Source organism: Duganella aceris (assembly GCF_011090165.1).
GTDB classification, from domain to species: Bacteria; Pseudomonadota; Gammaproteobacteria; order Burkholderiales; family Burkholderiaceae_D; genus Rugamonas; species Rugamonas aceris.
This window is the reverse complement of sequence record NZ_JAADJT010000009.1, coordinates 43,154-67,705: the sequence shown is the minus strand read 5'-3', so window position 1 is coordinate 67,705 and position 24,552 is coordinate 43,154. Positions and strand designations below refer to the sequence as shown.

Here is a 24,552-nt window from a genome sequence, read left to right as displayed (position 1 = left end):
CGACATCGCTCCTTAAAACTTCATGCTGGTGACCAGCATGGCATCCTTGCCCGCCGGGAGCGATACGCGCAACACCGTGCCACGCTCCTCGCGCGGCCCCTTGTCGACATTCCCCGGCGGCCCCGCCGCGATCACCTCGCCCGGCTCGATGACCGCCTTGGCCGCCTTGCCGCGCACCTCGACCTTCAACGACGACGGCGTACCGGCGACCACAAAGCGGCCCTCCGCCTGCTTGGTGATCGCATGATCGCCATGCACCTGCGCCGTCAGCACCACCGGCTTGCTGGCGCGCAGACGATCGGTGGTGGTCCAGCCGCCGCGCGCAAAGCTGAAGCGCCGCTCCAGCCGCTCGACACCCAGCTCCGGCCGATAGGCGCCGGTCAGATCGGCGACGATATCCGCATGGTCCACGCCCAGCGTCACGCTGGTGAAGCGAATGCTGTCCAGCCGCGCATACGGATAACCACGGAACGCATCATGCCCGCCACCTTCGTTGGCCTGTCCCTGACCATCGATCAGCAACGTGTTGCTCAACTTGCTGCTAGGGATGCCCGCATAGCCCATCGGCCCGGTCAGATAACTGCCGCCGCCGTACAGCATGAAGCTGCCCGCGTCCGGATGCGAGTGGCCCATCTCCAGATGCCAGTCCGGCATCTTCGCCAGCAGCCCGGCAACGTGATGCCCCTCCGGCGGCCCGGCGCGGAAGGCGAAGGCGGTCGCCTTGGCGCTCCAGTCGCTGCGCCAGTAGATCGTGCCCAGGTCTTCGAAATGATGATGCGGCGTGATCGCCGACATCGGGCTCGCCGCCAACGAAGGGTCGTACCACTGCAAGCTCCAGAAGTCCTCGGCGCAAACGTGGCCCTGCGACGCCATCCACGCCGCCACACCCTGCGCATCCTTGTCGCCGAAGCGCGCCGCCAGTCGGTACAACAGGTTGTAGTTGGAATGCAGCTTGCCGTTCGGATGCGTGCGCGCCGCTTCCTCGCCGTGCCGCGCGCGCGTCAGCGGACCTTCGAACACATCGCCGAAGTCGAACACGTCCTGCCCGTTCGGCGTCAGCGAGTGCGCCATGTACAAGTGCGCGTTGCGCAGCGCCGGCTTGTCGTACATATCGTCGTCGGCGGCGTGGGCGAAGGCGTCCAGCGCATGGATAATCCACGGCATCGAAAACACCCAGTACTCGACGCCCTCATAGAAGTAGCCGTCCGGCGAAGCGATGTCCAGCACGCGGCTGAAGATGGCGCGCGACAGCGCCGCCCAGTTGGCCGCCTCCGGCGCCTCGTCCCACACCGCGTACGCCGCGATCGCCAACCCGGCGATCGGAATGAAGCAGTGGTTCTGGCTATACGAATACGACTTGCCCGGCTTCGGCGCAAAGTGCGCCGCCAGCAGGCGCGCCTGGCGCACGATCTTGTCGCGGTAGCGCGTGCGCTCCGCTTCGCTCAACACGTCGAACAGCAGATCGTAGGCGGTGCCCATGCCGTACAGCAGATGGCCGGCGGCGAGGTCGATGTCCGGCTTGCTGTAGGTATAGCCCCAGACTGGATAGCTGACCGCCGCGTCCATATAGCGCTTGGCCGCTTTCAGATAACGCTCGTCGCCTTCGATCTTGAAGGCCAGCGCCGCGCCGGTCATGCCGATGGCGACCGTGTTCTGCGCGCGCCGCGTCTGCGCCGGCGTGGCGGCCGGCTCCTCGCGCATCGCCACCAATCCGGCCAGCGCTTTTTCCCAGATGGCGCGGTGGCTGCCCTTGGCGCGCTGGCGCAACTCGTCCAGGCCGGCGGCGGTGGTGAACACGCGCGGATGCACGCCGCGCAGCTCGGCGCGCAAGGCCGCCGGATGCGCCTGCATCAGCGTTTCCAGCGGATGCGCGCCGGGCAGCGGCTTGCCGATCATGGTGCCCAGCGCCTCGCGCGCGTCCTGCGCCAGCACCTGGCGCGCGCCGAGCACGGGCAAAGCAAGGGCGGCGGCGCCAACAAATTGGCGTCGTGAGAAGTGATGACTCATGGATTCTCCGGTGTGGATCAGTAGAGACCGAGGCCGCCGTTGACCTGGATGATTTCGCCGGCCAGGAAAGCGGCGCGGTCGGAGGCGAGGAACACCACCGCGTTGGCGACGTCCTCCGGCTGTCCTTCGCGCCGCGCCGGGGTGCGCTCGGCGATCGCCTGGCGGTTGGCCGGGGTGTTGAAGGTGTCGTGGAAGCGGGTTGCGATCAATCCAGGCGAGACGCCGTTGACGCGGATGCCGAGCGGGCCGACTTCCTTGGCCAGCGCGCGGGTGAAGGTGGCCACCGCCGCCTTCGACGACGCGTAGTGCGCCGAACCCGGACCGCCGCCGTCGAACGCCGCCAGCGACGACATGGTGACGATCACGCCGCGCTGGCGCGGCTCCATGCGCTTCAGCGCCGCCTGGCAGATCAGGAAGGTGCTGGTCAGGTTCAGGTTCATCGCCTCGTTCCACAGCGACAGCGGCATGTCGACCACGCGGCAGCGCTGGATCAGGCCACCGATGTTGGCGAACAGCGTGTCGATGTCGCCGATCGCGCCTTCGGCTTCGGCGAAGACCTGTTCGGCGATGGCGCTGTCGGTCAGGTCGGCCTTGATCGCCTGCGCCTTGCGGCCCATGGCGCGGATCTCCGCCACCACCTGCTGCGCTTCGTCGCTGCTGCTCCAGTAGGTCAGCACCACGTCGGCGCCGGCCTTGGCCAGCGCCAGCGAGGTGGCCTTGCCGATGCCCGAGGCGCCGCCCATGACCAGCGCGCGTTTTCCGATGAGTTCCATAGCTATGCTCTTTTCAAAAAGTGAGGTGATAAGTCGGTTACTTCGGTGCGGCCGTCGAGGCGCGCACGATCAGTTCGGGCGGGAACAGCTCCGCCACCTGGCCCGCGCCCGGCGCCAGGATGCGTTGCACGGCGGCGTCGGCCATCGCCTGGATCGGCTGGCGCAGCGTGGTCAGCGGCGGGTCGTGCGCGGCCGAGAAGAAAATATCGTCGATGCCGATCAGCGAAAAATCGTCCGGAATGCGCAGCCCCAGTTGCTTCAGGCCGACGCCGATGCCGATCGCCATCATGTCGTTGATGGCGATCGCCGCCGTCGGCTTGCCCGGCGCCGCCAGGATCCGCGCAGCCGCGCTGCGTCCCAGTTCGAACAACTGGGTGTCGCCGTGCGGATCGCTGGGCGGAGTGTCGGTGGCGTCGGCGATCACCAGCTCGCCGGCGATGCCGGCCTGCGCGATCGCCTGCTGGAAGCCCTTGAGCCGGTCCTGCCGGTTCAGCGTGTACGGCGGCGGCGACACCAGCGCGATCGAGCGGTGGCCCAGCGCCACCAGGTGCTCGACCGCCATCGCCGTCGCGGCGGCGTTGTCGACCGAGATCGTCATGATGCGCTCATGGTTGTCCTCCGAGCGCTTGATGTCGAACGCCACCACCGGACAGCGCGAGGTCATCGCCGCCAGGTGGTCGGTGTCGTTCAGCGCCGAACCGGTGATGATGCCCTGCACGCCATAGGCCAGCAGGTCGGCCATCACCGCCCGTTCGCGATCGGGATCGCGGAAGGTGGAGAAGGTCATCACGTGGCATTGATGCCGCGCGGCGGCCGTCTCCACCGCGCAGGCGAGCGAACCGAAGAACTGGTTCGCCAGCGACGGCACCAGCAGACCGACCATCTTGGCCACGCCGGTCTTGAGCTGGCGCGCCGCGTTGTTGGGCCGGTAGCCCAGCTGCTCGATCGCCTGCTGGATCTTGCGCTGGGTGTCCGGCCGCATCTGTTCCATCCGGTTGTTCAGAAAATTCGAGATGCTGGACGGGGACACGCCGGCCAGCCGTGCCACGTCCTGAATTTTGGGTTCGCTCATTGGTTTCCTTTTTTTATTTCATCGGTCAGAAGGCCACATCCAGACGGATCGTCGCGTAGCGGAAGGCGTCGCGCGCAGGCTGCCAGCCATAGGACTTGATGTCCGGCCCGGAAGTCTGCTTGAAGTTCAGGAAGGAGCCGATATTGCCCGATGCGTAGTGGTGATCGAACAGATTCTTGAAGCCGACCGAGAGCTTGTATTTGCCTTTGTTGTCGCTCAGCGATGCGCCGAGATCAACGATACCATAGCCCGGCCGGTTCAAACTCGGGTCCTGGCTGATCGCGCCGGTCACCGGCGTCTGCGCGCGCATCTGCATATTGATGGCGGCGACGTAGGGCAGGGAACCGAGCGGCATGGTGTACTCGCCGCCCAGCGTCATCTTCCACTTGGCCGCGTTGGGCATGCTGCCGCCGCTGGCGTCGCGCACGAAGGCGCCCGGCACCAGCACGTTCGGCACGTTGCAATCGGTGGCGCCGCTGTAGCACGGGCCCTGGTTCCAGTCGAGGATGGTGGCGCGGGTGTAGGCCACGCTGGACTTGACCATCAGCGCGCGCGTCAGCAGCGCCGTGCCGTCGATCTCGAAGCCGCGCGTCTGCAACGCCGGGATGCTGTACAACACGCTGGCCTGGCTGCCGTCCGAGAAGCGTTCGGTGGCCGAGGTCTGGTAGTCGCGGAAGCGGGTCTGGTACACCGCCGCGTTCAGCGTGGCGCGGTTGTTCCACAGGTTGGCCTTGAAGCCCAGCTCGAAGCTGGTGGCCTTTTCCTGCGCCAGCGGCAAGTGCGCGAACACATTGGTGTTGTTGGCGCCGCTGGTCATGTCGTACGCCACGCCCTTGCTGCCGGTCGACGCCGAGCCGTACGCCATCACGTCCGGCGTGAAGTGGTAGCTGTAGGCCAGCTTGCCGGTGGTGGCGTTTTCCTTGTGCTGCGGCGCGTCGTAGTAGTTGTAGCCGGTGTGGATGTTGTTCGGCGCGCTCGACAGCAGGCTGTCGATGGTGTTGAACATGTAGTCGTTGGTCTCGCGGTTGAAGCGCAGGCCGGCGCTGAGGCTCTGCTTCGGCGCGAAGTCCCAGTTGGCGTTGCCGTAGATCGCATGGTTCAGCGCGGACGACGTGGTGTAGTAGTTGGTGAAGCTGGTTTCCTTGACGAAGGGGTTGCCGCGATAGTAGCCGCGGTCGACCGAGTTGCGCGCGATCCACAGCCCGGCCAGGTAGCGGAACGGGCCGTCGTCCGGCGACACCAGGCGCAGTTCCTGGGTCGAGGTCTTGCTGTCGGTGGTGCCGTTGATTTCCGCCTTGGCGGCGATGCCGGACGGCTTGCCGCTGGCGTCGACCTGGTAGTAGGTCGAGATCAGGTCGATGTTGTCGTTGTCGCGGAAGTCGTTGGACAGGTTGTTGTCCACCGACGAGATCGAGGTCAGCACGTGGCCGGCCAGCGGCGAGCCTTCCGGAAACGCGTAGTTGATGCGCAGGCCGATGCCACGGTCGGTCGACTCCAGGCCGGACGGCGAATCGTTGCGGATCTCGCGGTTGAACGGGCTGACATGGATGCCGCGCAGCACCTCGGTGTTCGACAGCGCGGTGTAGTTCTTGTTGTACAGGTAGCCGACGCCGGGACCGATCGAGGTGATCGCGGCGGTGTTCCCGGTCGACAGCGAGTGGTCGAAGTGCGGCGAGATCAGCACGTCGAGGTCGTTGTTGATCTTCCATTGCAGCTTGGCGATGAAGCTGCGGCCGCCGGAGCCGTTCTGCATGCTGTCGTTGGTCAGGTTGTGCAGCAGGCCGGGGAAGTTGGTTTTGCTGGCGAACAGGCGCAGGCCGACGTCGTCGCTGAGGCGGCCGCTGAGCGAGGTGGCGACGCGGTATTCGTGGTCGCTGGTGTTGAACAGGCTGACCCGGCCCTGCATCGGCCCGGAGCCGATCGGCTTGGTAGTGATGACCACCGCGCCGGCGATCGCGCTCTTGCCGAACAGCGTGCTTTGCGGGCCCTTCAGCACTTCCACCCGCGACACGTCGGACATGTCCTTGAACGCCTGCTGCGCCTGGGCGTACGGCAGGTCGTCGACGATGACGGCGATGTCGCCCTCGATGCCGAGGTTGTTGGAGGTGGTGCCGATGCCGCGCATGTTGATGCTGTTGGTGCCGACCTGGGTGCCGACCGAGATCGACAGCGCCGGCGACAGGTTGACGATGTCGACGAATTCGCGCACGTTGTTGCGCTTGATGTCTTCCTCGCCCAGCACGGTTATCGAGGCCGGCACGTCCTCCAGTTTTTCGATGCGGCGGTTGGCCGACACCACCACGGTCTCCAGTTTCAGGTCGCCGCCGTCGGCGGCTGGAGCTTGCTGCGCCTGCGCCTGGGCGCTCAGCCCGGCGCTGAAAATCATTAAAGCCACTGCGGATGCGATAGGGCTGAGCCGGTGCTGCACGGCCTCCCGGTTTCCTTGACCAGTCATCTTTGTCTCCGATTTATATTTATGTTTTTCTTGTAAGTTGAACTGTACAACCATTGCCGCAAAATAGCTGCAACGATTTACTGTATCGTTGCAGTAAAGGTGTAAAAAAATATCTAATTGCTATTTCGCAGTCAAGGCGGCCGCAGGCCACGCCGACTGCATCGTTTTACTGCATCGATTTAGTGAAGCTTAAACCAAAATGTACCGAAGTCAACAAAAATCTTCGTGCGCCATGTCGCGGCGATCAAGATTACTATGGGCATTATTTCCACTCGTTAAAGAACCCCATGCTGGTTTCGCCGCTTTCCCTGTCCCGACAGCAGCGCTGGTTGCGCTGGCTTCCCATCTCGATGGTGCCGCTGGCGATGCTGTGGGCGGGACCGTTGGCGGGCCTGGTCGGCGGGCTGGTGGCGGCCTATCTGGTGCAGGCCCTGCTGGACCGGCGCAAACCGATCCCTGACATCTGGTATTCGCTGCCGCCGGCCGACGCCGACCTGTACGGCCATGAACAACCGGAGCCGCGCCACGTCGGCGCGCTGGGCGAGATCGCCATGGGCGGGCCGGAGTTCTGGTCGGTGCTGCTGCCCGACGGCGCGCAGCTCGATGGCGTCTGCTCGGAGGTGCTGGCGCTGGACGACGGCGCGTTGCAGATCGCCTTGCTGCGCCGCCGATCCGGCATGGCGCTGATCGCGTATCAGCCGCAGGCGCAGCGCATCGACAGCGTGGAGCATCTCGACGCCGAGGCTATCTTCGATCTGGCCGCGCGCGATCCGGCGCAGGCGGCGTTGAAGGTGCGCGCCGCGCTGGGGCAGGGCGCGGATACCACGTGGCTGCACCAGCAGTACGGCCTGTGGGTGGACCGCGAGTTGCCGCCGGCGCCGGAACGCCTGGAGCGGCGCCTGCCGCGCGGACGGCTGCTGGAGGCGCGGCTGTTGCTGCCGGCCGATCTGCGCGGCGCACGCGATCCGCACGCGCTGCTCGGCTGCGCACCGTACATGCTGCTGCTGGACGGCGTCGACACCGGACGCCACGTGCTGTCCTTGGACGACGTGTTTGAAAGCCGCGACGGCGACTGCATCGCCTTGCGCGGCGTGCTGCTGGAAGGAGAACGGGTGCGCGGCGGCGTCTGGCATCTGTGGCGCGACGGCCGCTGGCACGCGGTCGACAGCTCCACCGTCGATGCCCGCACGGCGGGCGGCGGCGAAGCGTTCTCGCTGCTGATCGACGCGCTGGACGGCCAGGGCCTGCTGCGCTGCCGCGTGCGCAGCGACGCCATGGGCCAGCGCGCGAAGCCGCGCCTGCCGTCGGCGGTGCACCTGCGCGTCAGCTGGCTGGCCGAACCGCTGCTGCTGTCGCCCGCCGACGCCGTGTTCACCGTGCAGGTGCCGGCCAACCAGCGCGGCACGTCATGATGACCGTACCGTCGGCGATGGCCGGCAAGCCGCTTACTTGCCTTTGGCGTTGAAGGCCTTGGTCAGCGCATCGGCCGCGAATTGTTCCGCGTCCTTCGCCTTCGGCACCACCGCGCCCATGCCGAAGAATTCATGCGTCACGCCGCTGTACTCCTTGTACGACACGGTGACGCCATCCTTCTTCAGACGGTCCGCATAGGCTTTGCCTTCGGACAGCAGCGGGTCGATCTCGGCGGCGATGATGGTCGCCGGCGGCAGGCCCTTGAGCGTCGCGGCCTTCATCGGCAGCGCGTAGGGATTGGCCGGATCGCCGGCGTAGTGCTTGAAGAACCACGCCATCATCGGCTTGTTCAGCGGCTTGGCGTCGGCGTTCTTGACGTACGACGGCGTCGTCATGTCGGCGTCGACCAGCGGGTAGACCAGCAACTGCATCACCGGCAGCTGGGCTTTCTTATCGCGCGCCATCATCGACACCACGGTCGCCAGGTTGCCGCCGGCGCTCTCGCCGCCGACCGCGACGCGGGCCGGATCGCCATTGATCTCCTTGGCATGGGCCAGCGTCCATTCATACGCCGCATAGGCATCGTTCGGCGCGGCCGGGAACTTGTTTTCCGGCGCGCGATGGTAGTCGACCGCCACCATGATCGTTTTCGCCATCTTGGCCAGGGCGCGCGGCGACGCGTCGTAGACCTTGGTGTCGGCGATCACGAAGCCGCCGCCATGGAAGTAGACCATGACCGGGAACGGGCCCTTGCCCTCGGGCGTGTAGATATGGATCGGGAAGCTGCCTTGCGGGCCGGTGATGGTCATGTCCTTGACGCTGACGCCGGCTTCCGGCGCCGTGCTCTGGCTCATGTCCTTCAGCACCTTCATGACCGCGTCGGCGGGCGTCGGCTGCTTGCGGGCTTCTTCGGGCGTCAGGGTTTCAATCGGCTTGCCGCCGAGGGACGCCAGCGCGTCGAGCACCTTTTGCATATGCGGTTCGGCCTTCGCCGGCGCGTCGGCGGCGACGGCGTTGAACGAGGCGGCCAGCGCGGCGGCCATGAGGGTGGTGCGGATGATGGAAGTGGTCACAGATTCGTCTCCTGACGGTGGGCACGGCGAACCGTGCCGGTGGAACATCGAAGGTCCACTGTAGCAACCAAGGCGGAGAGTCTGTGTGAGCTAGCGCGCTTTGTGCAGGACAAAGCGGCCGGCGCGCGCGGTTACATCAAAATGACGTCGTACTGTTCCTGGTGGTAGGCCGTCTCGACCTGCAGCGAGATCTTCTTGCCGATGAAGTCGCCCAGCATCGCCAGGTGCTGCGATTCCTCTTCGAGGAACATGTCGACCACTTCCTGCGACGCGAGGATGCGGAATTCGCGCGGGTTGAACTGCTTGGCTTCGCGCAGCAGTTCGCGCAGGATTTCGTAGCAGATGGTGCGCGAGGTCTTGACCTGGCCCTTGCCGGCGCAGGCCGGGCAGGGTTCGCACAAAATATGCGCCAGCGATTCGCGGGTGCGCTTGCGCGTCATCTCCACCAGCCCCAGCGCCGAGAAGTTCGATACCGAGACCTTGGTGCGGTCGCGCGACAAGGTCTTCTTCAACTCGGTCAGCACGGCGTTGCGGTGCTCGGTGTTCTCCATGTCGATGAAGTCGAGGATGATGATGCCGCCCAGGTTGCGCAGCCGCAGCTGACGCGCGATGGCGTGCGCCGCCTCCAGGTTGGTCTTGAAAATCGTATCGGCGAAATTGCGTCCGCCGACGAAGCCGCCGGTGTTGACGTCGATGGTGGTCATCGCCTCGGTCTGGTCGACGATCAGGTAGCCGCCGGACTTCAGATCGACGCGCCGGCCCAGCGCGCGCAGGATCTCTTCCTCGACGCCGTACAGGTCGAACAGCGGCCGCTCGCCGGTGTAGTGCTGCAGGCGCGGCAACACGCCCGGCGTGTAGGCCTGGCCGAACTCCTGCAGGTTGACGTAGTTCTCGCGCGAGTCGACCTGGATGGTGGCGGTGTCGTCGTGGACGAAGTCGCGCAGCACGCGCTGGGCCAGGCTCAAGTCCTGGTGCAGCAGCGTGGTGGCGGGTTTGGTCTTGGCGCCGTGGACGATCGCGCCCCAGGTCTTGCGCAGGTATTCGACGTCGGCGGCGATATCGGAGTCGGAGGCGTCTTCGGCCTGGGTGCGCACGATGTAGCCGCCTTTTTCGTCGGCCGGCAGCAGGCTTTGCAAGCGCACCCGCAGCGCTTCGCGCTCGGATTCCTTTTCGATTTTTTGCGAGATGCCGATGTGGGCGTCCTGCGGCAGGTAGACCAGCATGCGGCCGGCGATCGAGATCTGCGTCGACAGCCGCGCGCCCTTGGTGCCGATCGGATCCTTGATGACCTGCACCGTCAGCACCTGGCCGTCGAACAGGATTTTTTCAATCGGCGTCGGCACCGCGTTCTGGCTGCCGTCGTGCGGGCGAGCTTCCCAGATGTCGGCGACGTGCAGGAAGGCGGCGCGTTCCAGGCCGATGTCGATGAAGGCCGACTGCATGCCCGGCAGCACCCGCACCACCTTGCCGGAGTAGACGTTGCCGGCCAGTCCGCGCGTCAGCGTGCGTTCGATGTGGAGTTCTTGCACCGCGCCTTGCAGGATCAGCGCGACCCTGGTTTCCTGCGGGGTGATGTTGATCAGGATGTCTTCGTTCATGTCTCTGCGGTCTGGCGTGCCGTTATTGTCTGTGTGGATGATCATACACGCGATCAGGCGTGCCGTGGCGGCGTGCTGGCCGCTAACCCGCACTGCGGCAAAAAGGGGGCCGGCCCACTGGGCCGGCGGGGCGCAGCCCCTACCCGGACCCTCGGTGTCTGACCCCCGTGGCCGGTTTGCGGGTCCACGTCTCAATCTCAGGGGAGCGGCAGGCCGGCCTGGCGCAGCAGCTGTACCGTCTCGTACACCGGCAGGCCCATGATGCCGGAATGGCTGCCGGCGATGTGTTCGATGAACTGCGCCGCCGGCCCCTGGATCCCATAGCCGCCAGCCTTGTCGTACGGTTCGGCGGTGGCGCAGTAGGCGGCGATGGCGGCCGGCGACAGCACGCCGAAGCGCACCTCCGACACCTGCGTCACCTGGCCGGTGAATTCGGCCGACCGCACCGCGATCGAGGTCAGCACCTGGTGCGTGCGGCCGGACAGCTTGCTCAACATCGCGATCGCTTCGGCGGCGTTGGCCGGCTTGCCGAGGATCTCGCCGTCGATGGTGACGGTGGTGTCGGCCGACAGCACGGCGCGCGGCGCCATGCGGCGCTTGACCACCAGCTCGGCGGCGAAGGCGGCTTTTTCACGCGCCACGCGGGCCACGTAGTCGAGCGGCGCTTCGCCGGGATGCACTTCTTCGGTGACGTCTTCGCCGCGCGGGCCGTCGCTGCGCAACAGCAGCAGTTCGAAATCGATGCCCACCTGGCGCAGCAATTCACGCCGGCGCGGGCTCTTCGAAGCGAGGTAAATCTTTTTTTCGACCGGTTTCATAGGTCAGACCCGATGGTAGGGGTGGTTCTGGGTGATCGACCAGGCGCGGTACAGCTGCTCGGCCAGCATCACCCGCACCATGCCATGCGGCAGCGTCATGCTGGAGATGCGGATCAAGCCTTCGGCGCGCGCCTTCAACTCGGGATCGAGGCCGTCGGCGCCGCCGATCAGGAAGGCGGTGTCGCGGCCGTCCTGCTGCCACGTCTCCAGCTGCTGCGACAGCCCGACCGAGGTCAGGTCCTTGCCGCGTTCGTCGAGCGCGATGATGCGCACCGATTTCGGCAGCGCCGCCTCGATGCGCTCGCGCTCCAGCGCCATCGCTGTGGCGGCGGTCTTGCTGCCGGAACGGTCTACCGGCTTGATTTCCTTCAGCACGATCCGCAGTTCCGGCGGCATGCGCTTCGCATACTCCGCGAAGCCGGTCTCTATCCAGGCCGGCATCTTGTGGCCGACCGCAGCGATGATCAGCTGCATAACGGATTACTCTTCGACTTTTTTGATGCGCTTGATGACGGTCTTGACCGGCGCTTCATCAGCCTTAGGCTTGGCGACCTTGCGCTTCGGCGGCAGCGCCTTCAGCACTTCGGCGGCGGCGACGGCCGACTTGGTCTTGCCGACCTTGATGGTTTTGCCGGCCGGGACGGCGGCAGCCTTCTTGGCCGCAGGCTTCTTGACGGCGGCCGGTTTGGCGGCGGCGGCCTTGCGCGCCGGGGTTTTCTTCTCGATCACCGGCTTGACTTCGGCTTCCTTCTTGCCGGCTGCCATGTGGCTGCTGATCTTCTTCGGCTTGGCGGCTTCCTCGCCTTCGTCGGTGGACTTGCGCTTGGCGGCGCCGACCTTCACCGGCTTGTCGCCCCACAGCTCTTCCAGGCGGTAGTAGGCGCGGATCGGCGCCTGCATGATGTGGACGATCATGTCGCCCAGGTCGACCAGCACCCATTCACCGGTGTCCTCGCCTTCCATGCCGTAGACGTCGCCGCCGGCGGCCTTGACCTTGTCGCGCACCGAGGCGGCCAGCGCCTTGGTCTGGCGGTTCGAGGTGCCGGACGCGATGGCGATCCGGTCGAACAAGCTGGTCAGGTGGGTGGTATCGAACAGGGCGATATCTTGGGCCTTGACGTCTTCGAGGGCGTCAACGACGAGGGATTGCAGTTTTTTGATGTCCATTTAGCTTTTGTAGAGATTATGTTGTTCAATATAGTCTAGCACTAGCGGCGGGATAAGCGAGTTTGCGCTGTCCCCCCGTTGTAATGCCGCACGTATTTGGGTGGCGGAAATATCCACCGCGAAGTCTTGTGCCAGATAAGTCAGACCGTGCGGCGTGGTACGGATTTGTTGCGGCGTTCCCAGTCGGCTGGAGAACGCGGTGGCCACCGCCGGCGGCAAGCCGGCGGCGTCCAGGTCGAAGCCGGGGCGGGCCGCTACGCAGATGTGGGCGTAGTCGAACAGCGCCTGCCATTCGTGCCAGGTATCGAGCCGTTGCAGCTGGTCGGCGCCCATCAGGAAGCTGATGGAGGCGGACGGACCCAGCTCGGCGCGCACCTGGCGCAGTGTGTCTATCGTATAAGTCGGCAGTCCCTGCTGGCCGCGTTCGATTTCCTGCAGGTCCACCGCGACCGCGAACGGCTGGCCGGCGAAGGCCAGCGCCACCATCTCGGCGCGTTGTTGCGGCGACGCCTTCAGCGTCGCGCGCTGCCACGGCAGTCCGGTCGGGATCACGCGCAACTGGTCCACCTGCAGCAGCTGCGCGAAATGCGCGCCTAATGCGACGTGACCGTGATGCACCGGATCGTAGCTGCCTCCCAGCAGTGCGACGCGATAGCCCACGTCGGTCACTCGGTCAGCCAGTCGCGATGCGGCAGGAAGTCGGAATACAAGGCCGCTTCCGCGCTGCCCGCTTCGGGTTCCCAGCGATAGCGCCATTTGACGATCGGCGGCATCGACATCAGGATCGCCTCGGTGCGGCCGCCCGATTGCAGGCCGAACAGGGTACCACGATCGAACACCAGATTGAATTCGACGTAGCGCCCGCGCCGGTAAGCCTGGAAGTCGCGTTCGCGTTCGCCGTACGGCGTGTCCTTGCGCCGCTCCAGGATCGGCAGGTAGGCCTTGAGGAAGGCGTCGCCGACGCTCTGCATCATGGCCAGGCTTTGCTCGGCGCCCGCTTCGTTGAAATCATCGAAGAAGATGCCGCCGACGCCGCGCGCCTCCTGGCGGTGTTTCAGGTAAAAATATTCGTCGCACCACTGCTTGAAGCGGGCGTGCAGGTTCTCTCCAAAAGGAGAGAGGGCATCGTGGCAAGTCTGGTGGAAGTGCCTGACGTCGGCCACGTCGCCGTAATACGGCGTCAGGTCCATGCCGCCGCCGAACCACCACGCCGGCTCGCCGTCGTCGGTGGTGGTGCTGAAGAAGCGCACGTTCATGTGCACCGTCGGCGCGTACGGATTGCGCGGATGGATCACCAGCGACACGCCCATCGCCTCCCACGGCTTGCCGCCCAGGTCCGGGCGATGCGCCGACGCCGACGGCGGCAGCTTGGCGCCCATCACGTGCGAGAAGTTGACGCCGCCACGTTCGATGACATTGCCTTCCTCGACCAGGCGCGAAATCCCGCCACCGCCCTCCGCGCGATCCCAGGCGTCGCGCAGGAAGGCCTTGCCGTCGAGCGCTTCCAGCGACGCGACGATGCGCTCCTGGAGCGCAAGCAGCCAGGCCTTGACGACGGCGGGATTCGGCGCGCTGGACATGACTTAGTGCTTCAGACCGCGCCAGCCGATGTCGCGGCGGCACTGCATGCCTTCGAACGAAATCTGGTCGACCACTTCGTAGGCCTGCTTTTGCGCCAGCTTGACGCTGTCGGCCAGGCCGACCACGCACAGCACGCGGCCGCCGGTCACCTGCAGCTGGCCGCCGACGTCGGCGGTGCCGGCGTGGAAGGTCACCGCTTCCGGCGTCTCGGCCGGAATGCCGTCGATCGCGGCGCCTTTTAGCGGCGCGTCCGGATAGCCGGCGGCGGCCAGCACCACGCCGACGGCGGTGCGGCGGTCCCATTCCAGCTCGATCTGGTCCAGCGTGCCGTTGACGGCGTGTTCCATCACCGCCACCAGGTCGGTCTTCAGGCGCGACATGATCGGCTGCGTTTCCGGATCGCCCATGCGGCAGTTGAATTCCAGCGTGCGCGGATTGCCCTGGGCGTCGATCATCAGGCCGGCGTACAGGAAGCCGGTGAAGACGATGCCGTCCTTCGCCATGCCGGCGATGGTCGGGTTGATGATCTCGCGCATGACGCGGGCGTGCATCGCCGGGGTCACGATCGGGGCCGGGGAATAGGCGCCCATGCCGCCGGTGTTCGGGCCTTCGTCGTTGTCCTTGAGGCGCTTGTGGTCCTGGCTGGTGGCCAGCGGCAGGATGTTTTTGCCGTCGCACATGACGATGAAGCTGGCCTCCTCGCCGGCCAGGAATTCCTCGATGACGATGCGCGCGCCGGCGTCGCCGAAGCGGTTATCGGCCAGCATGTCGTCGACCGCCTGGTGCGCTTCGTCCAGCGACAGCGCCACCACCACGCCCTTGCCGGCGGCCAGGCCGTCGGCCTTGATGACGATCGGCGCGCCGTTGGCGTCGATGTAGGCGTGCGCTTGCGCCACGTCGGAGAAGGTCTGGTACTTGGCGGTCGGGATGCCGTGGCGCTGCATGAAGGCCTTGGCGAAGTCCTTCGACGACTCCAGTTGCGCCGCTTCCTTGGTCGGGCCGAACACTTTCAGGCCACGGGCGCGGAACAGGTTGACGATGCCGCCGGCGAGCGGGCTCTCCGGGCCGACCACGGTCAGTCCGATGTTTTCGCTCTCGACGAAGTTCGCCAGTTCGTGCAGGTCGGTGATGTTGACGTTGACCAGGCGCGAATCGCGCGCGGTGCCACCGTTGCCGGGGGCGACGTACACCACCTGGATGCGTTCCGATTGCGCGAGTTTCCAGGCCAGCGCGTGTTCACGGCCGCCGGAGCCGACCACCAATATTTTCATAATTCCTCAGTCTTCGATCAGCGTGTTGGAATAGACCTCCTGGACATCGTCCAGCGCCTCCAGCGCGTCCAGCAGTTTTTGCATCTTGACGGCGTTGTCGCCGGTGATGACGGTTTCGGCGTCCGGCTTCATGATGATCTCGGCCACTTCGGCCTTGAAGCCGGCCGCTTCCAGCGCGTCCTTGACGGTGGCGAAATCGTGCGGACCGCAGATCACTTCGAAGCCGCCTTCCTCGTCGGCCACGACGTCCTCGGCGCCGGCTTCGAGCGCTACTTCCATCAGCGCGTCCTCGTTGGTGCCGGGCGCGAACAGGAACTGGCCGCAATGCTTGAACATGAAGGCCACCGAGCCCTCGTTGCCCATGTTGCCGCCGTTTTTGTTGAAGGCGTTGCGGACTTCGGCCACGGTGCGCACGCGGTTGTCGGTCATGCAGTCGACGATGATCGCCGCGCCGCCGATGCCGTAGCCCTCGTAGCGGACTTCCTCGTAGGCCGCGCCGTCCTCGCCGCCGGTGCCGCGGGTGATCGCGCGCTGCACGTTATCCTTCGGCATATTGGCGTCGGCGGCCTTGTCCACGGCCAGCCGCAGGCGCGGATTGGTCTGGATGTCGCCGCCGCCCATGCGTGCGGCGACGGTGATTTCCTTGATCAGACGGGTCCAGATCTTGCCACGTTTAGCGTCGGTAGCTGCTTTTTTGTGCTTGATGTTGGCCCATTTGCTGTGTCCAGCCATGTTCGGTCTTCCTTCGGCGCGGTTTTGTTGGTATGCGGTGAGGGCGGTATTTTAGCATAAGAGGACGGCCGGAAACCGCCGCCGCCGGAGGTGTAAGTCTCCCTCGTCCTCCAGAGGACGCATGTCACATGCGGATGACGATATTTATTCTTTTCATATCGCCGTGGTTGGCGAGGTGGCTTCAGTGACGATCAGCTAGCGGACACGCCAAGTGCGAGCTTAAGCGCGCTGGCTATGTCGCTGAGGCTTGCCGGGTTGGTTTGCGCATCATGCGCCAGGGCGGTTTTCAGCTCATCGCCTGTCATCGATAGCGAGGGAGACAGCGCAGCAAAGCCAACCGTGTTGACGACCAGCATACGCAATAATTCTTGCGCGACGCTATCCTCCCCTTCAGCAAGGGTTTCGTCTATCTCACCCAACAAGGCCTCGCTCAACGCCCGGTCACGTTGAATCCGTTCGTTGATTCCGACTTCGAAGTCTTGAGTCAGCTCCATAATATTCCCTCTTCCGCAGCTTTCTTTCGTCGCTTAAATTCTTCGTGCAGCATCTTGGCACGCGTAATATCATCCACCGATATTTGCATAGCCTATCACGGCCAGATTGACACGGCTCACCCATCGCGCGGAATATCAAAAAATCGGCTTGCCAAGCGGCAGCCGTCATTTGGCTTTACAATTTGTCCATGAATAAAAGCATCACAGACAACGCCCCGGCGCGCGCCGCCTATCTGGGCGGCTTGGGACTCGCCATCGGCGGCGCGGTGCTATTTTCGACCAAGGCCATCGTCGCCAAGCTGCTGTACCGCTATCAGATTGACGCCGTCACCGCGATCGCCTTCCGCATGATGTTCTCGCTGCCGGTGTTCGCCGCCGTGGCGTTCTGGAAGATGCGCACCGGCGCCCCGCTCAGCGCGTCGGACCGCTGGCGACTGGTCGGGCTCGGGCTGGTCGGCTACTACCTGTCCAGCTTTCTCGACTTCCTCGGCCTGCAATACATCTCGGTCGGGCTGGAGCGGCTGATCCTGTTCCTCACGCCGACCTTCGTGCTGCTGATCAGCTCCACCGTGCTCAAGCAGCACATCAGCCGCAAGCAGTGGCTGGCGCTGCTGACCTCCTACTGCGGCATCGTGTTCGTGTTCCTGCACGACCTGCGCGGCGGCGGCAACGTGGTGCTGGGCGCCACGCTGGTCACCGGCTCGGCCGCCGCCTACGCGGTCTACCTGCTGCTGTCCGGCGAAATGGTCAAGCGCCTCGGCGCGCTGCGGCTGGTGGCGTACGCGATGTGCGTCTCCAGCGCGGCCTGCATCGGCCAGTTCTTCCTGCTGCGCCCCGTGTCCGGCCTGATCCAGCCGCTGCCGGTGTACGGCCTGTCGCTGGTGAACGGCATCCTGTGCACGGTGATGCCGGTGTTTATGACCATGGCCGCCGTCGAGCGCATCGGCGCCGGCACCGCCTCGCAGGCTGGTATGATCGGACCCGTCTCAACGCTGTTCCTCGGCGCGCTGCTGCTGGGCGAGCCGGTCACCTCCTGGCAGTTGGGCGGCACCGCGCTGGTGCTGGCCGGGATCTATGTGCTGTCCAAAAAATAGAAAGATAGAGAGATGAAATTCCGCATTGCCCTGATCGCCCACGACAAGAAAAAAGACGACATGATCACGCTGGCCGGCGAATACAAGGCCTTCCTGTCCGGCTGCGCGCTGGTCGCCACCGGCACCACCGGCGGCCGCCTGATCGCCGAAGTCGGCCTGGAGGTGGACCGCAAGCACTCCGGCCCCTTCGGCGGCGACCTGCAGATCGGCGCCATGCTGGTCGAGGGCTTGATCGACTGCGTGATCTTCCTGCGCGACCCGATGACGCCGCAGCCGCACGAGCCGGACATCAACGCGCTGGTGCGCGCCTGCGACGTGCACAATACGCCGTGCGCGACCAACGTCTCGTCGGCGCATCTGGTACTGTCGCAGCTGCAGCTGCAAGCGGCGCAGAAAACAACGATCTAAACAATTTACGGAGGCAGTGATGGTCAAGGCAATCCGCATGAGCCGTGTCGGCGGCCCGGAGGTGATGGAACTGGTGGACATCGACCTGGGCCCGCCCGGTCCCGGCGAGGCGCAGGTGCGGCAGCACGCCATCGGCCTCAATTTCATCGACGTCTACTTCCGCACCGGCCTGTATCCGCAGCCGCTGCCTGGCGGCCTGGGCATGGAGGGCGCCGGCGTGGTCGAAGCGATCGGCGAGGGCGTCACCGAAGTCAAGGTCGGCGACCGCGTCGCCTATGCCGGGCGGCCGATCGGCGCCTACGCCGAGGCGCGCAACATGCCGGCCGCGCAGCTGCTGGTGCTGCCGGAGAAGGTCGGCTTCGACACCGCCGCCGCGATGATGCTGCAAGGCCTGACGGTGCAGTACCTGTTCCACCGCACCGTGCCGCTCAAGGCCGGCGACACCATCCTGTTCCACGCCGCCGCCGGCGGGGTCGGCCTGATCGCCTGCCAGTGGGCGCGGGTGATGGGCGTGACCCTGATCGGCACCGTCGGCTCGGAAGAGAAGGCGGCGCTGGCCACCGAGAACGGCGCGCACCACGTCATCAACTACAACACCGAGAACTTCACCGAGCGGGTCAAAGAGATCACCGGCGGCAAGGGCGTGTCGGCGGTGTACGACTCGATCGGCAAGGACACCTTCACCGGCTCGCTCGATTGCCTGCGGCCGCTGGGCACCATGGTCAGCTTCGGCAACGCCTCCGGGCCGGTGCCGCCGTTCAGCCTGGGCGAGCTGGCCAGCCGTGGTTCGCTATTCATCACCCGGCCGTCGATGATGGCCTACATGTCGACCCGCGAGGAGCTGGAGGCGGCGGCCAAGTCGCTGTTCGGCGTGGTCGGCAGCGGCGAGGTCAAGATCGACATCCGCCAGCGTTACGCGCTGGCCGACGTGGCCCAGGCGCACATCGAGCTGGAGGCGCGCAAGACCACCGGCTCGTCGATCCTGCTGCCATGAACGATTTGCCGGACGACCGCGACGACGACAAGGACGGCGACGGCGATTTCTCCGACATGCTGAGCGAGATGCGCATCCTGCTGCCGGGTGCGCAGATGCTGTCGGCGTTCCTGATCATCCTGCCGTTCAACGAAGGCTTCGCCAAGATCGTGCACATGGAGAAGCTGCTGTTCCTGGCCACCTTCTTCCTGTCGCTGACCAGCCTGGTGCTGTTGAGCGCGCCGGCGATCCAGCACCGGCTGATGCGGCCGCTGCGCGACCGGGCCCGCTTCAAGCGCATCGCCACGCGGCAGATCGTCGCCGGCGCGTTCTCGCTGGCGGTGGCGCTGGTGCTGGGCACCGATCTGGTGATCTCGGAAGTGTTCGGGCCGGTGGTCGGGATCGCGATGGCGCTGATCATGGCGGCGCTGGTGCTGTGCTTCTGGTGGCTGCTGCCGGCCTGGCTGAAACGCCATGATCGGGTTTAGGTACGCAAGCGTACAGAACGCTGCGCCGCCGCTGGGTACACTGTTCCTTAATGACTGGCTATCCCGGCCAGCCCTTATTCAGGAGCACTACCATGAACAAAGACCAAATCGAAGGCAAGCTGAAAAACATCGGCGGCAAGATCCAGGAAGAAGTCGGCGATCTGATCGACTCCCCTGAGCAAGAAGCCAAGGGCTTCCAGAAGCAGGCCGAAGGCAAGCTGCAAGAGAAAGTCGGCGACCTGAAAGAAGCCGCCCGCGTCGCCACCAAGTAATTGGCCGCCCCGCAAATGAAAAAGCCGAGCATTGCTCGGCTTTTTCGTTGCCTGGACCGGAATCAGTTGACCTTGGCCGGCGCCTCGCCCGCGACCTTGGCAGGCGGCGCTTCATAGGTATCGGTCTTCGGCTCGATCTTGATGTCGATCTTGCGCGGCACGCCGCTCTGGCCGGGGAAACCGGTGAACGCGCTCTGCACCAGCGCCGGCATCACATGCGGCGTGGCCTGGACGCCGCTGGTGTTCTGCACCGTCACGTCGTACAGCTTGCGGCCGCTGGTGCTGTTGATGGTCACGCGCAATTCGCGCTGATATTGGTGCCGGATGCGCTCGGTCAGCATCAGCGGCGGGCCGAAGCGCCATGGATCGTAGAACGGGCTATACCCCCAGCGCCCGTAACCGCCCCAGCCATAACGGCCGTAACCCCGACCCCAATACCCGCCCATGAACGGATCATCCGACTCGATCACCCGCACCGGATGGTCGATGGTCAGGAATTTCATGCCAACCAGCAACTTCGGCTGTTGGCCCTCGGCGGCCTGGGTGAAGCCCAGCTTGCCCAATTCGTTGCTCACAAGCACTTGATAGTTGCGGAATTCCAGCGTGTCGTACGCGCCCTGCGGGGCCTCGAAGGCGTACGATTTGTCCTGGATGTCGCCCTGCCAGTCGTTGAAGGCGGTGACATCGCTATGGATGGTGGTGGCGCAGCCGCTCAGCAGCAGGACGGCGGCGGTCGCCAGGGTGGCGAGATATTTCATGGTGGTGCCCCTCTCAGGTAAGACGGTATTTTCCAGAGCTAAGTGTATGACGCACGCCTGGAGCTTGCATGATTATTACAGATTGTTACGGCGGCGTGGAAACAAGCAACTTTACCGCGCCGCCGCAGGGCATTCAAGCGTCCGCCCGGACGCTGGTATTGGTAAAATAGGTTTTTGCCTACGTCACAGAGCCCCCAATGCGCACAGACAGCAGTCCCCAGACGATATTCCGCAAAGATTACACCCCGCCAGCCTTCCTGGTGGACACCGTTGAACTCGGCTTCGACCTGCACCCGGAACGCACCATCGTCGCCAATCGCATCACGCTGCGCCAGAACCCGGCGTCGAAGCGGCGCGACATCGTGCTGCACGGCGAGGACATCGAACTGGTCCAGCTGCGCATGAACGGCCAGCTGCTGGGCAAGGACGACTACCTGCTCGACCACGCCACGCTGACCATCAAGAAGGCGCCGGCGCAGGTGGTGCTGGAAATCGAAACGCTGTGCGCGCCGGTGCAGAACACCACGCTGTCCGGGCTGTACGTCTCGAACGGCAACTTCTTCACCCAGTGCGAGGCCGAAGGCTTCCGCCGCATCACCTTCTTCCCCGACCGCCCGGACGTGATGGCCAAGTACACCGTGATGCTGCGCGCCGACAAGGCCAGCTACCCGGTGCTGCTGTCGAACGGCAACCTGATCGAACAGGGCGACCTCGACGATGGCCGCCACTACGCCAAATGGGAAGACCCGTTCAAGAAGCCGTCCTACCTGTTCGCGCTGGTCGCCGCCAGGCTGGTGTGCCAGGAAGAGACCTTCACGCTGGCCGACGGCCGCGACGTGCTGTTGCAGGTATGGGTGGAAGAGGGCAACCTCGACAAGACAGACTATGCGATGCAATCGCTGAAGAACTCGATCCGCTGGGACGAGGAACGCTTCAACCTGGAGCTGGACCTGGACCGCTTCATGATCGTCGCCGTGGGCGACTTCAACATGGGCGCGATGGAGAACAAGGGCCTGAACATCTTCAACACCAAGTTCGTGCTGGCCAATCCGCGCACCGCCACCGACATCGACTACGCCGGCATCGAAGCGGTGGTCGGCCACGAATACTTCCACAACTGGACCGGCAACCGCGTCACCTGCCGCGACTGGTTCCAGCTGTCGCTGAAGGAAGGCCTGACCGTGTTCCGCGACCAGGAGTTCAGCGCCGACATGATCGGCACCGACACCGGCCGCGCCGTCACCCGCATCGACCAGGTGCGGACGCTGCGCCAGGCCCAGTTCCCCGAGGACGCCGGCCCGATGTCGCACCCGGTGCGGCCCGACTCCTTCGTCGAGATCAACAACTTCTACACCGTCACCGTGTACGAAAAGGGTGCCGAAGTGGTGCGCATGTACCAGACGCTGCTGGGCCGCGACGGCTTCCGCAAGGGCATGGACCTGTACTTCAAGCGCCACGACGGGCAAGCGGTCGAATGCGACGACTTCCGCGCCGCGATGGCCGACGCCAACGGCCGCGACCTGGGCCAGTTCGAACGCTGGTACTCGCAGGCCGGCACGCCGGTGGTCACCGCGCGCACCCGCTACGACGCGGTCAAGCGCAACTTCGACATCATCCTCAGCCAGCGCTGCGCGCCGAGCGCCGGGCAGCAGGACAAGCTGCCGTTCCACATCCCGGTCGCGGTCGGACTGCTGGGCGCCAGCGGCCAGGACCTGCCGCTGACCCTGGAGGGCGGCAAGCACGCCAAGGGCGCCACCACCATCGTGCTGGAGCTGACCGAGCAGGAGCAGATTTTCCGCTTCCGCAATGTCGACGAACGGCCGACGCCATCGATCCTGCGCGATTTCTCGGCGCCGGTGGTGCTCGAATACGACTACACCGACGACGAACTGCTGCACCTGTTCAGTCACGACAGCGACCCGGTCAACCGCTGGGAAGCCGGGCAGCGGCTGGCGATGGAACGCCTGCTGAAGCTGACCGCGCAAGTGGCGGCGGCCGGCGGCAGCGACGCCAACCTGAAGCTCGACCCGACCTTCATCAACGCCCAGCGGGCCGTCCTGACCGACGAGACGCTGGACGCGGCCTTCCGCGAACTGGCGCTGATCCTGCCGTCGGAAACCATCATCGCCGAGCAGATGGACGTGGTCGATCCGCAAGCGATCCACACCGCGCGCCAGTTCATGCGCCGCACCATCGGCGCCGCGCTGAAGGAAGAACTGATCGCGCAATACCACGCCAACCAGACGCCGGGCGACTACAGCCCGGACGCCCTGTCGGCCGGCAAGCGCGCGTTGAAGAACCTGTGCCTGTCGTATCTGATGGTGGCGCCGGACATGGCCGAACTCAAACTGGCGCAGCAGCAGTTTGAAAAAGCCGGCAACATGACCGACCGCTCCGCCGCGCTGGTGGCGATGATCCACAGCGGCGCCGCGACCGGCCCGTACCTGCAGAACTTCTACGAAGATTTCGAAGGCGAAGCGCTGGTGGTGGACAAATGGTTCGCCATGCAGGCAGCCGCGCCGACCACCAACGTCGCGGCGGTGCGCCAGCTGATGGCGCATCCGGCGTTCACGCTGAAGAATCCGAACCGCGCGCGCAGCCTGATCTTCAACTTCACCAACGCCAACCCGTCGCAGTTCCACGCGGCGGACGGCAGCGCCTATGATTTCTGGGCCGAGCACGTGATCAAGCTGGACGCGATCAACCCGCAGGTCGCGGCACGGCTGGCGCGCGCCATGGACCGCTGGCGCCGTTACGCGCCCGCGTTGCAGGCCAAGATGAAGCAAGCGCTGGAAAAAGTCGCCGCGCGTGCCAAGCTGTCGAACGACGTGCTGGAAGTGATCAGCAAAGCCTTAGCCAATTAATTTACATCCACTACAAGGGAACCCATGAAACGCGTCAGCCTCACACAATACCTGGTCGAAGAACAGCGCCAGAACAACACGATCCCGGCCGAACTGCGGCTGCTGATCGAAGTGGTCGCCCGCGCCTGCAAAACCATCAGCCACTCGGTGGGCAAGGGCGCGCTGGGCGAAGTGCTCGGCACCGCCGACACCGAAAACATCCAGGGCGAAGTGCAGAAGAAGCTGGACATCATCTCCAACGAAATCCTGCTGGAAGCGAACGAATGGGGCGGCCACCTGGCCGCGATGGCGTCGGAAGAAATGGAATCGATCCACCCGATCCCGAACCGCTATCCGAAGGGCGAATACATGCTGCTGTTCGACCCGCTGGACGGCTCGTCGAACATCGACGTCAACGTCTCGATCGGCACCATCTTCTCGGTGCTGAAAGCGCCGGAAGGCATGGGTCAACCGACCGAAGCTGACTTCATGCAGGCCGGCACCAAGCAAGTGGCCGCAGGCTACGCCGTGTACGGCCCGCAGACGATGCTGGTGCTCACCACCGGCAACGGCGTCAACTGCTTCACGCTGGACCGCGAGATGGGGTCGTGGGTGCTGACGCAGCGCGACATGCAGATCCCGGCCACGACCAAGGAATTCGCCATCAACATGTCGAACCAGCGCCATTGGCACGCGCCGGTGCAGCGCTACGTCGGCGAACTGCTGGCCGGCGACACCGGCCCGCGCGGCACCAACTTCAACATGCGCTGGATCGCCTCGATGGTCGCCGACGTGCACCGTATCCTGAATCGCGGCGGCATCTTCATGTACCCGGCCGACACCCGCGACACCTCGATGCCGGGCAAGCTGCGCCTGATGTACGAAGCGAACCCGATGGCCTTCATCGTCGAGCAGGCGGGCGGCGCGGCCACCGACGGCCAGAACCGCATCATGGAGATCCAGCCGCACAAACTGCACCAGCGCGTGCCGGTGTTTTTGGGCTCGCGGGACGAGGTGGCGGTGGTGACGGGCTATCATCAGGCCTGATTAGCTGATAAAACGCACAAGGCAATGATATTTTTGCATCATGACTCAAATTTATCGTTTTGGGACTAGCGTGTAGCAAGAAATATTTGTTAGAATGTGCGACTTCGCCGCTTTAGCTCAGTTGGTAGAGCAGTTCATTCGTAATGAAAAGGTCGCCAGTTCGATTCCGGCAAGCGGCACCAAGACACAAACCTGCGAACGCAGGCAAAAACCGC

Annotated in this window: 23 protein-coding genes and 1 tRNA gene; 9 read left to right on the top strand and 15 right to left on the bottom strand. The window is 64.9% G+C overall.

From position 1 onward, the window contains the following. Positions 1-12 precede the first annotated feature (12 nt). Genes GW587_RS19730 through GW587_RS19715 form a run of 4 tightly spaced genes read right to left on the bottom strand, consistent with a single transcriptional unit; the run spans position 13 to position 6,307 of the window. Complete coding sequence (locus tag GW587_RS19730) at positions 13-2,007, bottom strand: DUF4962 domain-containing protein (RefSeq protein ID WP_166106313.1); 1,995 nt, start codon at positions 2,005-2,007, stop codon at positions 13-15. Positions 2,008-2,024: 17 nt separating this feature from the next. Then, positions 2,025-2,780, bottom strand: a complete 756-nt coding sequence (locus GW587_RS19725) for an SDR family NAD(P)-dependent oxidoreductase (protein ID WP_207393574.1) — start codon at positions 2,778-2,780, stop codon at positions 2,025-2,027. 37 nt (positions 2,781-2,817) lie between these two features. Continuing rightward, positions 2,818-3,852: a LacI family DNA-binding transcriptional regulator gene (locus tag GW587_RS19720; RefSeq protein ID WP_166106312.1), complete on the bottom strand. Its 1,035-nt coding sequence runs from the start codon at positions 3,850-3,852 to the stop codon at positions 2,818-2,820. Between the two features lie 25 nt (positions 3,853-3,877). Continuing rightward, positions 3,878-6,307, bottom strand: a complete 2,430-nt coding sequence (locus GW587_RS19715; protein WP_166106311.1) for a TonB-dependent receptor — start codon at positions 6,305-6,307, stop codon at positions 3,878-3,880. A 329-nt stretch (positions 6,308-6,636) separates the two neighbouring features. On the opposite strand from GW587_RS19715, the gene GW587_RS19710 reads away from it, so the two are divergent. Beyond that, on the top strand, positions 6,637-7,719 hold the full coding sequence (locus GW587_RS19710; RefSeq protein ID WP_166106310.1) for a hypothetical protein: 1,083 nt from the start codon (positions 6,637-6,639) through the stop codon (positions 7,717-7,719). Between the two features lie 33 nt (positions 7,720-7,752). Here GW587_RS19710 and GW587_RS19705 read toward each other — a convergent pair whose 3' ends face one another. The 10 genes from GW587_RS19705 to GW587_RS19660 all read right to left on the bottom strand — a co-directional run bounded on the left by GW587_RS19705 (position 7,753) and on the right by GW587_RS19660 (position 16,454). Continuing rightward, complete coding sequence (locus GW587_RS19705) at positions 7,753-8,793, bottom strand: alpha/beta hydrolase (protein ID WP_371875624.1); 1,041 nt, start codon at positions 8,791-8,793, stop codon at positions 7,753-7,755. Positions 8,794-8,924: 131 nt separating this feature from the next. Further along, positions 8,925-10,391 carry a ribonuclease G gene (rng, locus tag GW587_RS19700; RefSeq protein ID WP_166106309.1) on the bottom strand — a complete coding sequence of 489 codons (1,467 nt, stop codon included), beginning with the start codon at positions 10,389-10,391 and terminating at the stop codon, positions 8,925-8,927. Positions 10,392-10,588: 197 nt separating this feature from the next. Next, on the bottom strand, positions 10,589-11,209 hold the full coding sequence (locus GW587_RS19695; RefSeq protein ID WP_166106308.1) for a Maf family protein: 621 nt from the start codon (positions 11,207-11,209) through the stop codon (positions 10,589-10,591). Positions 11,210-11,212: 3 nt separating this feature from the next. Further along, a complete protein-coding gene (gene rlmH, locus GW587_RS19690; protein ID WP_166106307.1) occupies positions 11,213-11,683 on the bottom strand; it encodes a 23S rRNA (pseudouridine(1915)-N(3))-methyltransferase RlmH in 471 nt (156 codons plus the stop codon). A 6-nt stretch (positions 11,684-11,689) separates the two neighbouring features. Then, the gene (gene rsfS, locus GW587_RS19685) at positions 11,690-12,376 is read right to left on the bottom strand and encodes a ribosome silencing factor (RefSeq protein WP_166106306.1); all 687 of its coding nucleotides are present in this window, start codon (positions 12,374-12,376) and stop codon (positions 11,690-11,692) included. After that, positions 12,377-13,036, bottom strand: coding sequence for a nicotinate-nucleotide adenylyltransferase (locus GW587_RS19680; protein ID WP_166106543.1), 660 nt, complete (start codon positions 13,034-13,036; stop codon positions 12,377-12,379). It abuts the gene before it with no gap. Between the two features lie 5 nt (positions 13,037-13,041). Then, complete coding sequence (hemF, locus tag GW587_RS19675) at positions 13,042-13,956, bottom strand: oxygen-dependent coproporphyrinogen oxidase (RefSeq protein ID WP_166106305.1); 915 nt, start codon at positions 13,954-13,956, stop codon at positions 13,042-13,044. 3 nt (positions 13,957-13,959) lie between these two features. After that, positions 13,960-15,228 (bottom strand): phosphoribosylamine--glycine ligase, encoded by a 1,269-nt coding sequence (gene purD, locus GW587_RS19670; protein ID WP_166106304.1) that lies wholly within the window; start codon positions 15,226-15,228, stop codon positions 13,960-13,962. 6 nt (positions 15,229-15,234) lie between these two features. Then, a complete protein-coding gene (locus GW587_RS19665) occupies positions 15,235-15,960 on the bottom strand; it encodes a YebC/PmpR family DNA-binding transcriptional regulator (RefSeq protein ID WP_166106303.1) in 726 nt (241 codons plus the stop codon). A gap of 191 nt (positions 15,961-16,151) precedes the next feature. Continuing rightward, on the bottom strand, positions 16,152-16,454 hold the full coding sequence (locus tag GW587_RS19660; protein ID WP_166106302.1) for a hypothetical protein: 303 nt from the start codon (positions 16,452-16,454) through the stop codon (positions 16,152-16,154). 188 nt (positions 16,455-16,642) lie between these two features. Between GW587_RS19660 and GW587_RS19655 the strand changes: the two genes are divergently transcribed. From GW587_RS19655 to GW587_RS19635, 5 genes are all read left to right on the top strand, one after another. Then, positions 16,643-17,548: a DMT family transporter gene (locus tag GW587_RS19655; protein ID WP_166106301.1), complete on the top strand. Its 906-nt coding sequence runs from the start codon at positions 16,643-16,645 to the stop codon at positions 17,546-17,548. A 12-nt stretch (positions 17,549-17,560) separates the two neighbouring features. Next, positions 17,561-17,956, top strand: a complete 396-nt coding sequence (locus GW587_RS19650) for a methylglyoxal synthase (RefSeq protein ID WP_166106300.1) — start codon at positions 17,561-17,563, stop codon at positions 17,954-17,956. 19 nt (positions 17,957-17,975) lie between these two features. Further along, complete coding sequence (locus GW587_RS19645) at positions 17,976-18,950, top strand: quinone oxidoreductase family protein (RefSeq protein WP_166106299.1); 975 nt, start codon at positions 17,976-17,978, stop codon at positions 18,948-18,950. Beyond that, positions 18,947-19,417 carry a DUF6328 family protein gene (locus GW587_RS19640; protein ID WP_166106298.1) on the top strand — a complete coding sequence of 157 codons (471 nt, stop codon included), beginning with the start codon at positions 18,947-18,949 and terminating at the stop codon, positions 19,415-19,417. The genes GW587_RS19645 and GW587_RS19640 overlap by 4 nt, the downstream gene beginning before the upstream one ends. A 92-nt stretch (positions 19,418-19,509) precedes the next feature. Next, positions 19,510-19,689: a CsbD family protein gene (locus GW587_RS19635; RefSeq protein WP_166106297.1), complete on the top strand. Its 180-nt coding sequence runs from the start codon at positions 19,510-19,512 to the stop codon at positions 19,687-19,689. 62 nt (positions 19,690-19,751) lie between these two features. Here the strand turns inward: GW587_RS19635 and GW587_RS19630 are convergent, their stop codons facing one another. Beyond that, the gene (locus GW587_RS19630) at positions 19,752-20,447 is read right to left on the bottom strand and encodes a DUF4136 domain-containing protein (RefSeq protein ID WP_166106296.1); all 696 of its coding nucleotides are present in this window, start codon (positions 20,445-20,447) and stop codon (positions 19,752-19,754) included. A 197-nt stretch (positions 20,448-20,644) separates the two neighbouring features. On the opposite strand from GW587_RS19630, the gene pepN reads away from it, so the two are divergent. From pepN to GW587_RS19615, 3 genes are all read left to right on the top strand, one after another. Further along, complete coding sequence (pepN, locus tag GW587_RS19625) at positions 20,645-23,311, top strand: aminopeptidase N (protein WP_166106295.1); 2,667 nt, start codon at positions 20,645-20,647, stop codon at positions 23,309-23,311. 24 nt (positions 23,312-23,335) lie between these two features. Further along, positions 23,336-24,337 carry a class 1 fructose-bisphosphatase gene (locus tag GW587_RS19620; protein ID WP_166106294.1) on the top strand — a complete coding sequence of 334 codons (1,002 nt, stop codon included), beginning with the start codon at positions 23,336-23,338 and terminating at the stop codon, positions 24,335-24,337. A gap of 106 nt (positions 24,338-24,443) precedes the next feature. Then, positions 24,444-24,519: transfer RNA gene (locus GW587_RS19615), tRNA-Thr, on the top strand. Positions 24,520-24,552: the final 33 nt, after the last annotated feature.

Excerpts from the sequence above, each read along its gene's own strand:
- rlmH (WP_166106307.1), bottom strand. The coding sequence starts at position 11,683 with ATGCAGCTGATCATCGCTGCGGTCGGCCACAAGATGCCGGCCTGGATA.
- GW587_RS19730 (WP_166106313.1), bottom strand. The coding sequence starts at position 2,007 with ATGAGTCATCACTTCTCACGACGCCAATTTGTTGGCGCCGCCGCCCTT.
- hemF (WP_166106305.1), bottom strand. The coding sequence starts at position 13,956 with ATGTCCAGCGCGCCGAATCCCGCCGTCGTCAAGGCCTGGCTGCTTGCG.
- GW587_RS19620 (WP_166106294.1), top strand. The coding sequence starts at position 23,336 with ATGAAACGCGTCAGCCTCACACAATACCTGGTCGAAGAACAGCGCCAG.
- GW587_RS19665 (WP_166106303.1), bottom strand. The coding sequence starts at position 15,960 with ATGGCTGGACACAGCAAATGGGCCAACATCAAGCACAAAAAAGCAGCT.
- rng (WP_166106309.1), bottom strand. The coding sequence starts at position 10,391 with ATGAACGAAGACATCCTGATCAACATCACCCCGCAGGAAACCAGGGTC.
- GW587_RS19660 (WP_166106302.1), bottom strand. The coding sequence starts at position 16,454 with ATGGAGCTGACTCAAGACTTCGAAGTCGGAATCAACGAACGGATTCAA.
- GW587_RS19715 (WP_166106311.1), bottom strand. The coding sequence starts at position 6,307 with ATGACTGGTCAAGGAAACCGGGAGGCCGTGCAGCACCGGCTCAGCCCT.
- GW587_RS19655 (WP_166106301.1), top strand. The coding sequence starts at position 16,643 with ATGAATAAAAGCATCACAGACAACGCCCCGGCGCGCGCCGCCTATCTG.
- GW587_RS19640 (WP_166106298.1), top strand. The coding sequence starts at position 18,947 with ATGAACGATTTGCCGGACGACCGCGACGACGACAAGGACGGCGACGGC.
- pepN (WP_166106295.1), top strand. The coding sequence starts at position 20,645 with ATGCGCACAGACAGCAGTCCCCAGACGATATTCCGCAAAGATTACACC.
- GW587_RS19725 (WP_207393574.1), bottom strand. The coding sequence starts at position 2,780 with ATGGAACTCATCGGAAAACGCGCGCTGGTCATGGGCGGCGCCTCGGGC.
- GW587_RS19645 (WP_166106299.1), top strand. The coding sequence starts at position 17,976 with ATGGTCAAGGCAATCCGCATGAGCCGTGTCGGCGGCCCGGAGGTGATG.
- GW587_RS19695 (WP_166106308.1), bottom strand. The coding sequence starts at position 11,209 with ATGAAACCGGTCGAAAAAAAGATTTACCTCGCTTCGAAGAGCCCGCGC.
- GW587_RS19650 (WP_166106300.1), top strand. The coding sequence starts at position 17,561 with ATGAAATTCCGCATTGCCCTGATCGCCCACGACAAGAAAAAAGACGAC.
- GW587_RS19630 (WP_166106296.1), bottom strand. The coding sequence starts at position 20,447 with ATGAAATATCTCGCCACCCTGGCGACCGCCGCCGTCCTGCTGCTGAGC.
- GW587_RS19720 (WP_166106312.1), bottom strand. The coding sequence starts at position 3,852 with ATGAGCGAACCCAAAATTCAGGACGTGGCACGGCTGGCCGGCGTGTCC.
- GW587_RS19635 (WP_166106297.1), top strand. The coding sequence starts at position 19,510 with ATGAACAAAGACCAAATCGAAGGCAAGCTGAAAAACATCGGCGGCAAG.
- rsfS (WP_166106306.1), bottom strand. The coding sequence starts at position 12,376 with ATGGACATCAAAAAACTGCAATCCCTCGTCGTTGACGCCCTCGAAGAC.
- purD (WP_166106304.1), bottom strand. The coding sequence starts at position 15,228 with ATGAAAATATTGGTGGTCGGCTCCGGCGGCCGTGAACACGCGCTGGCC.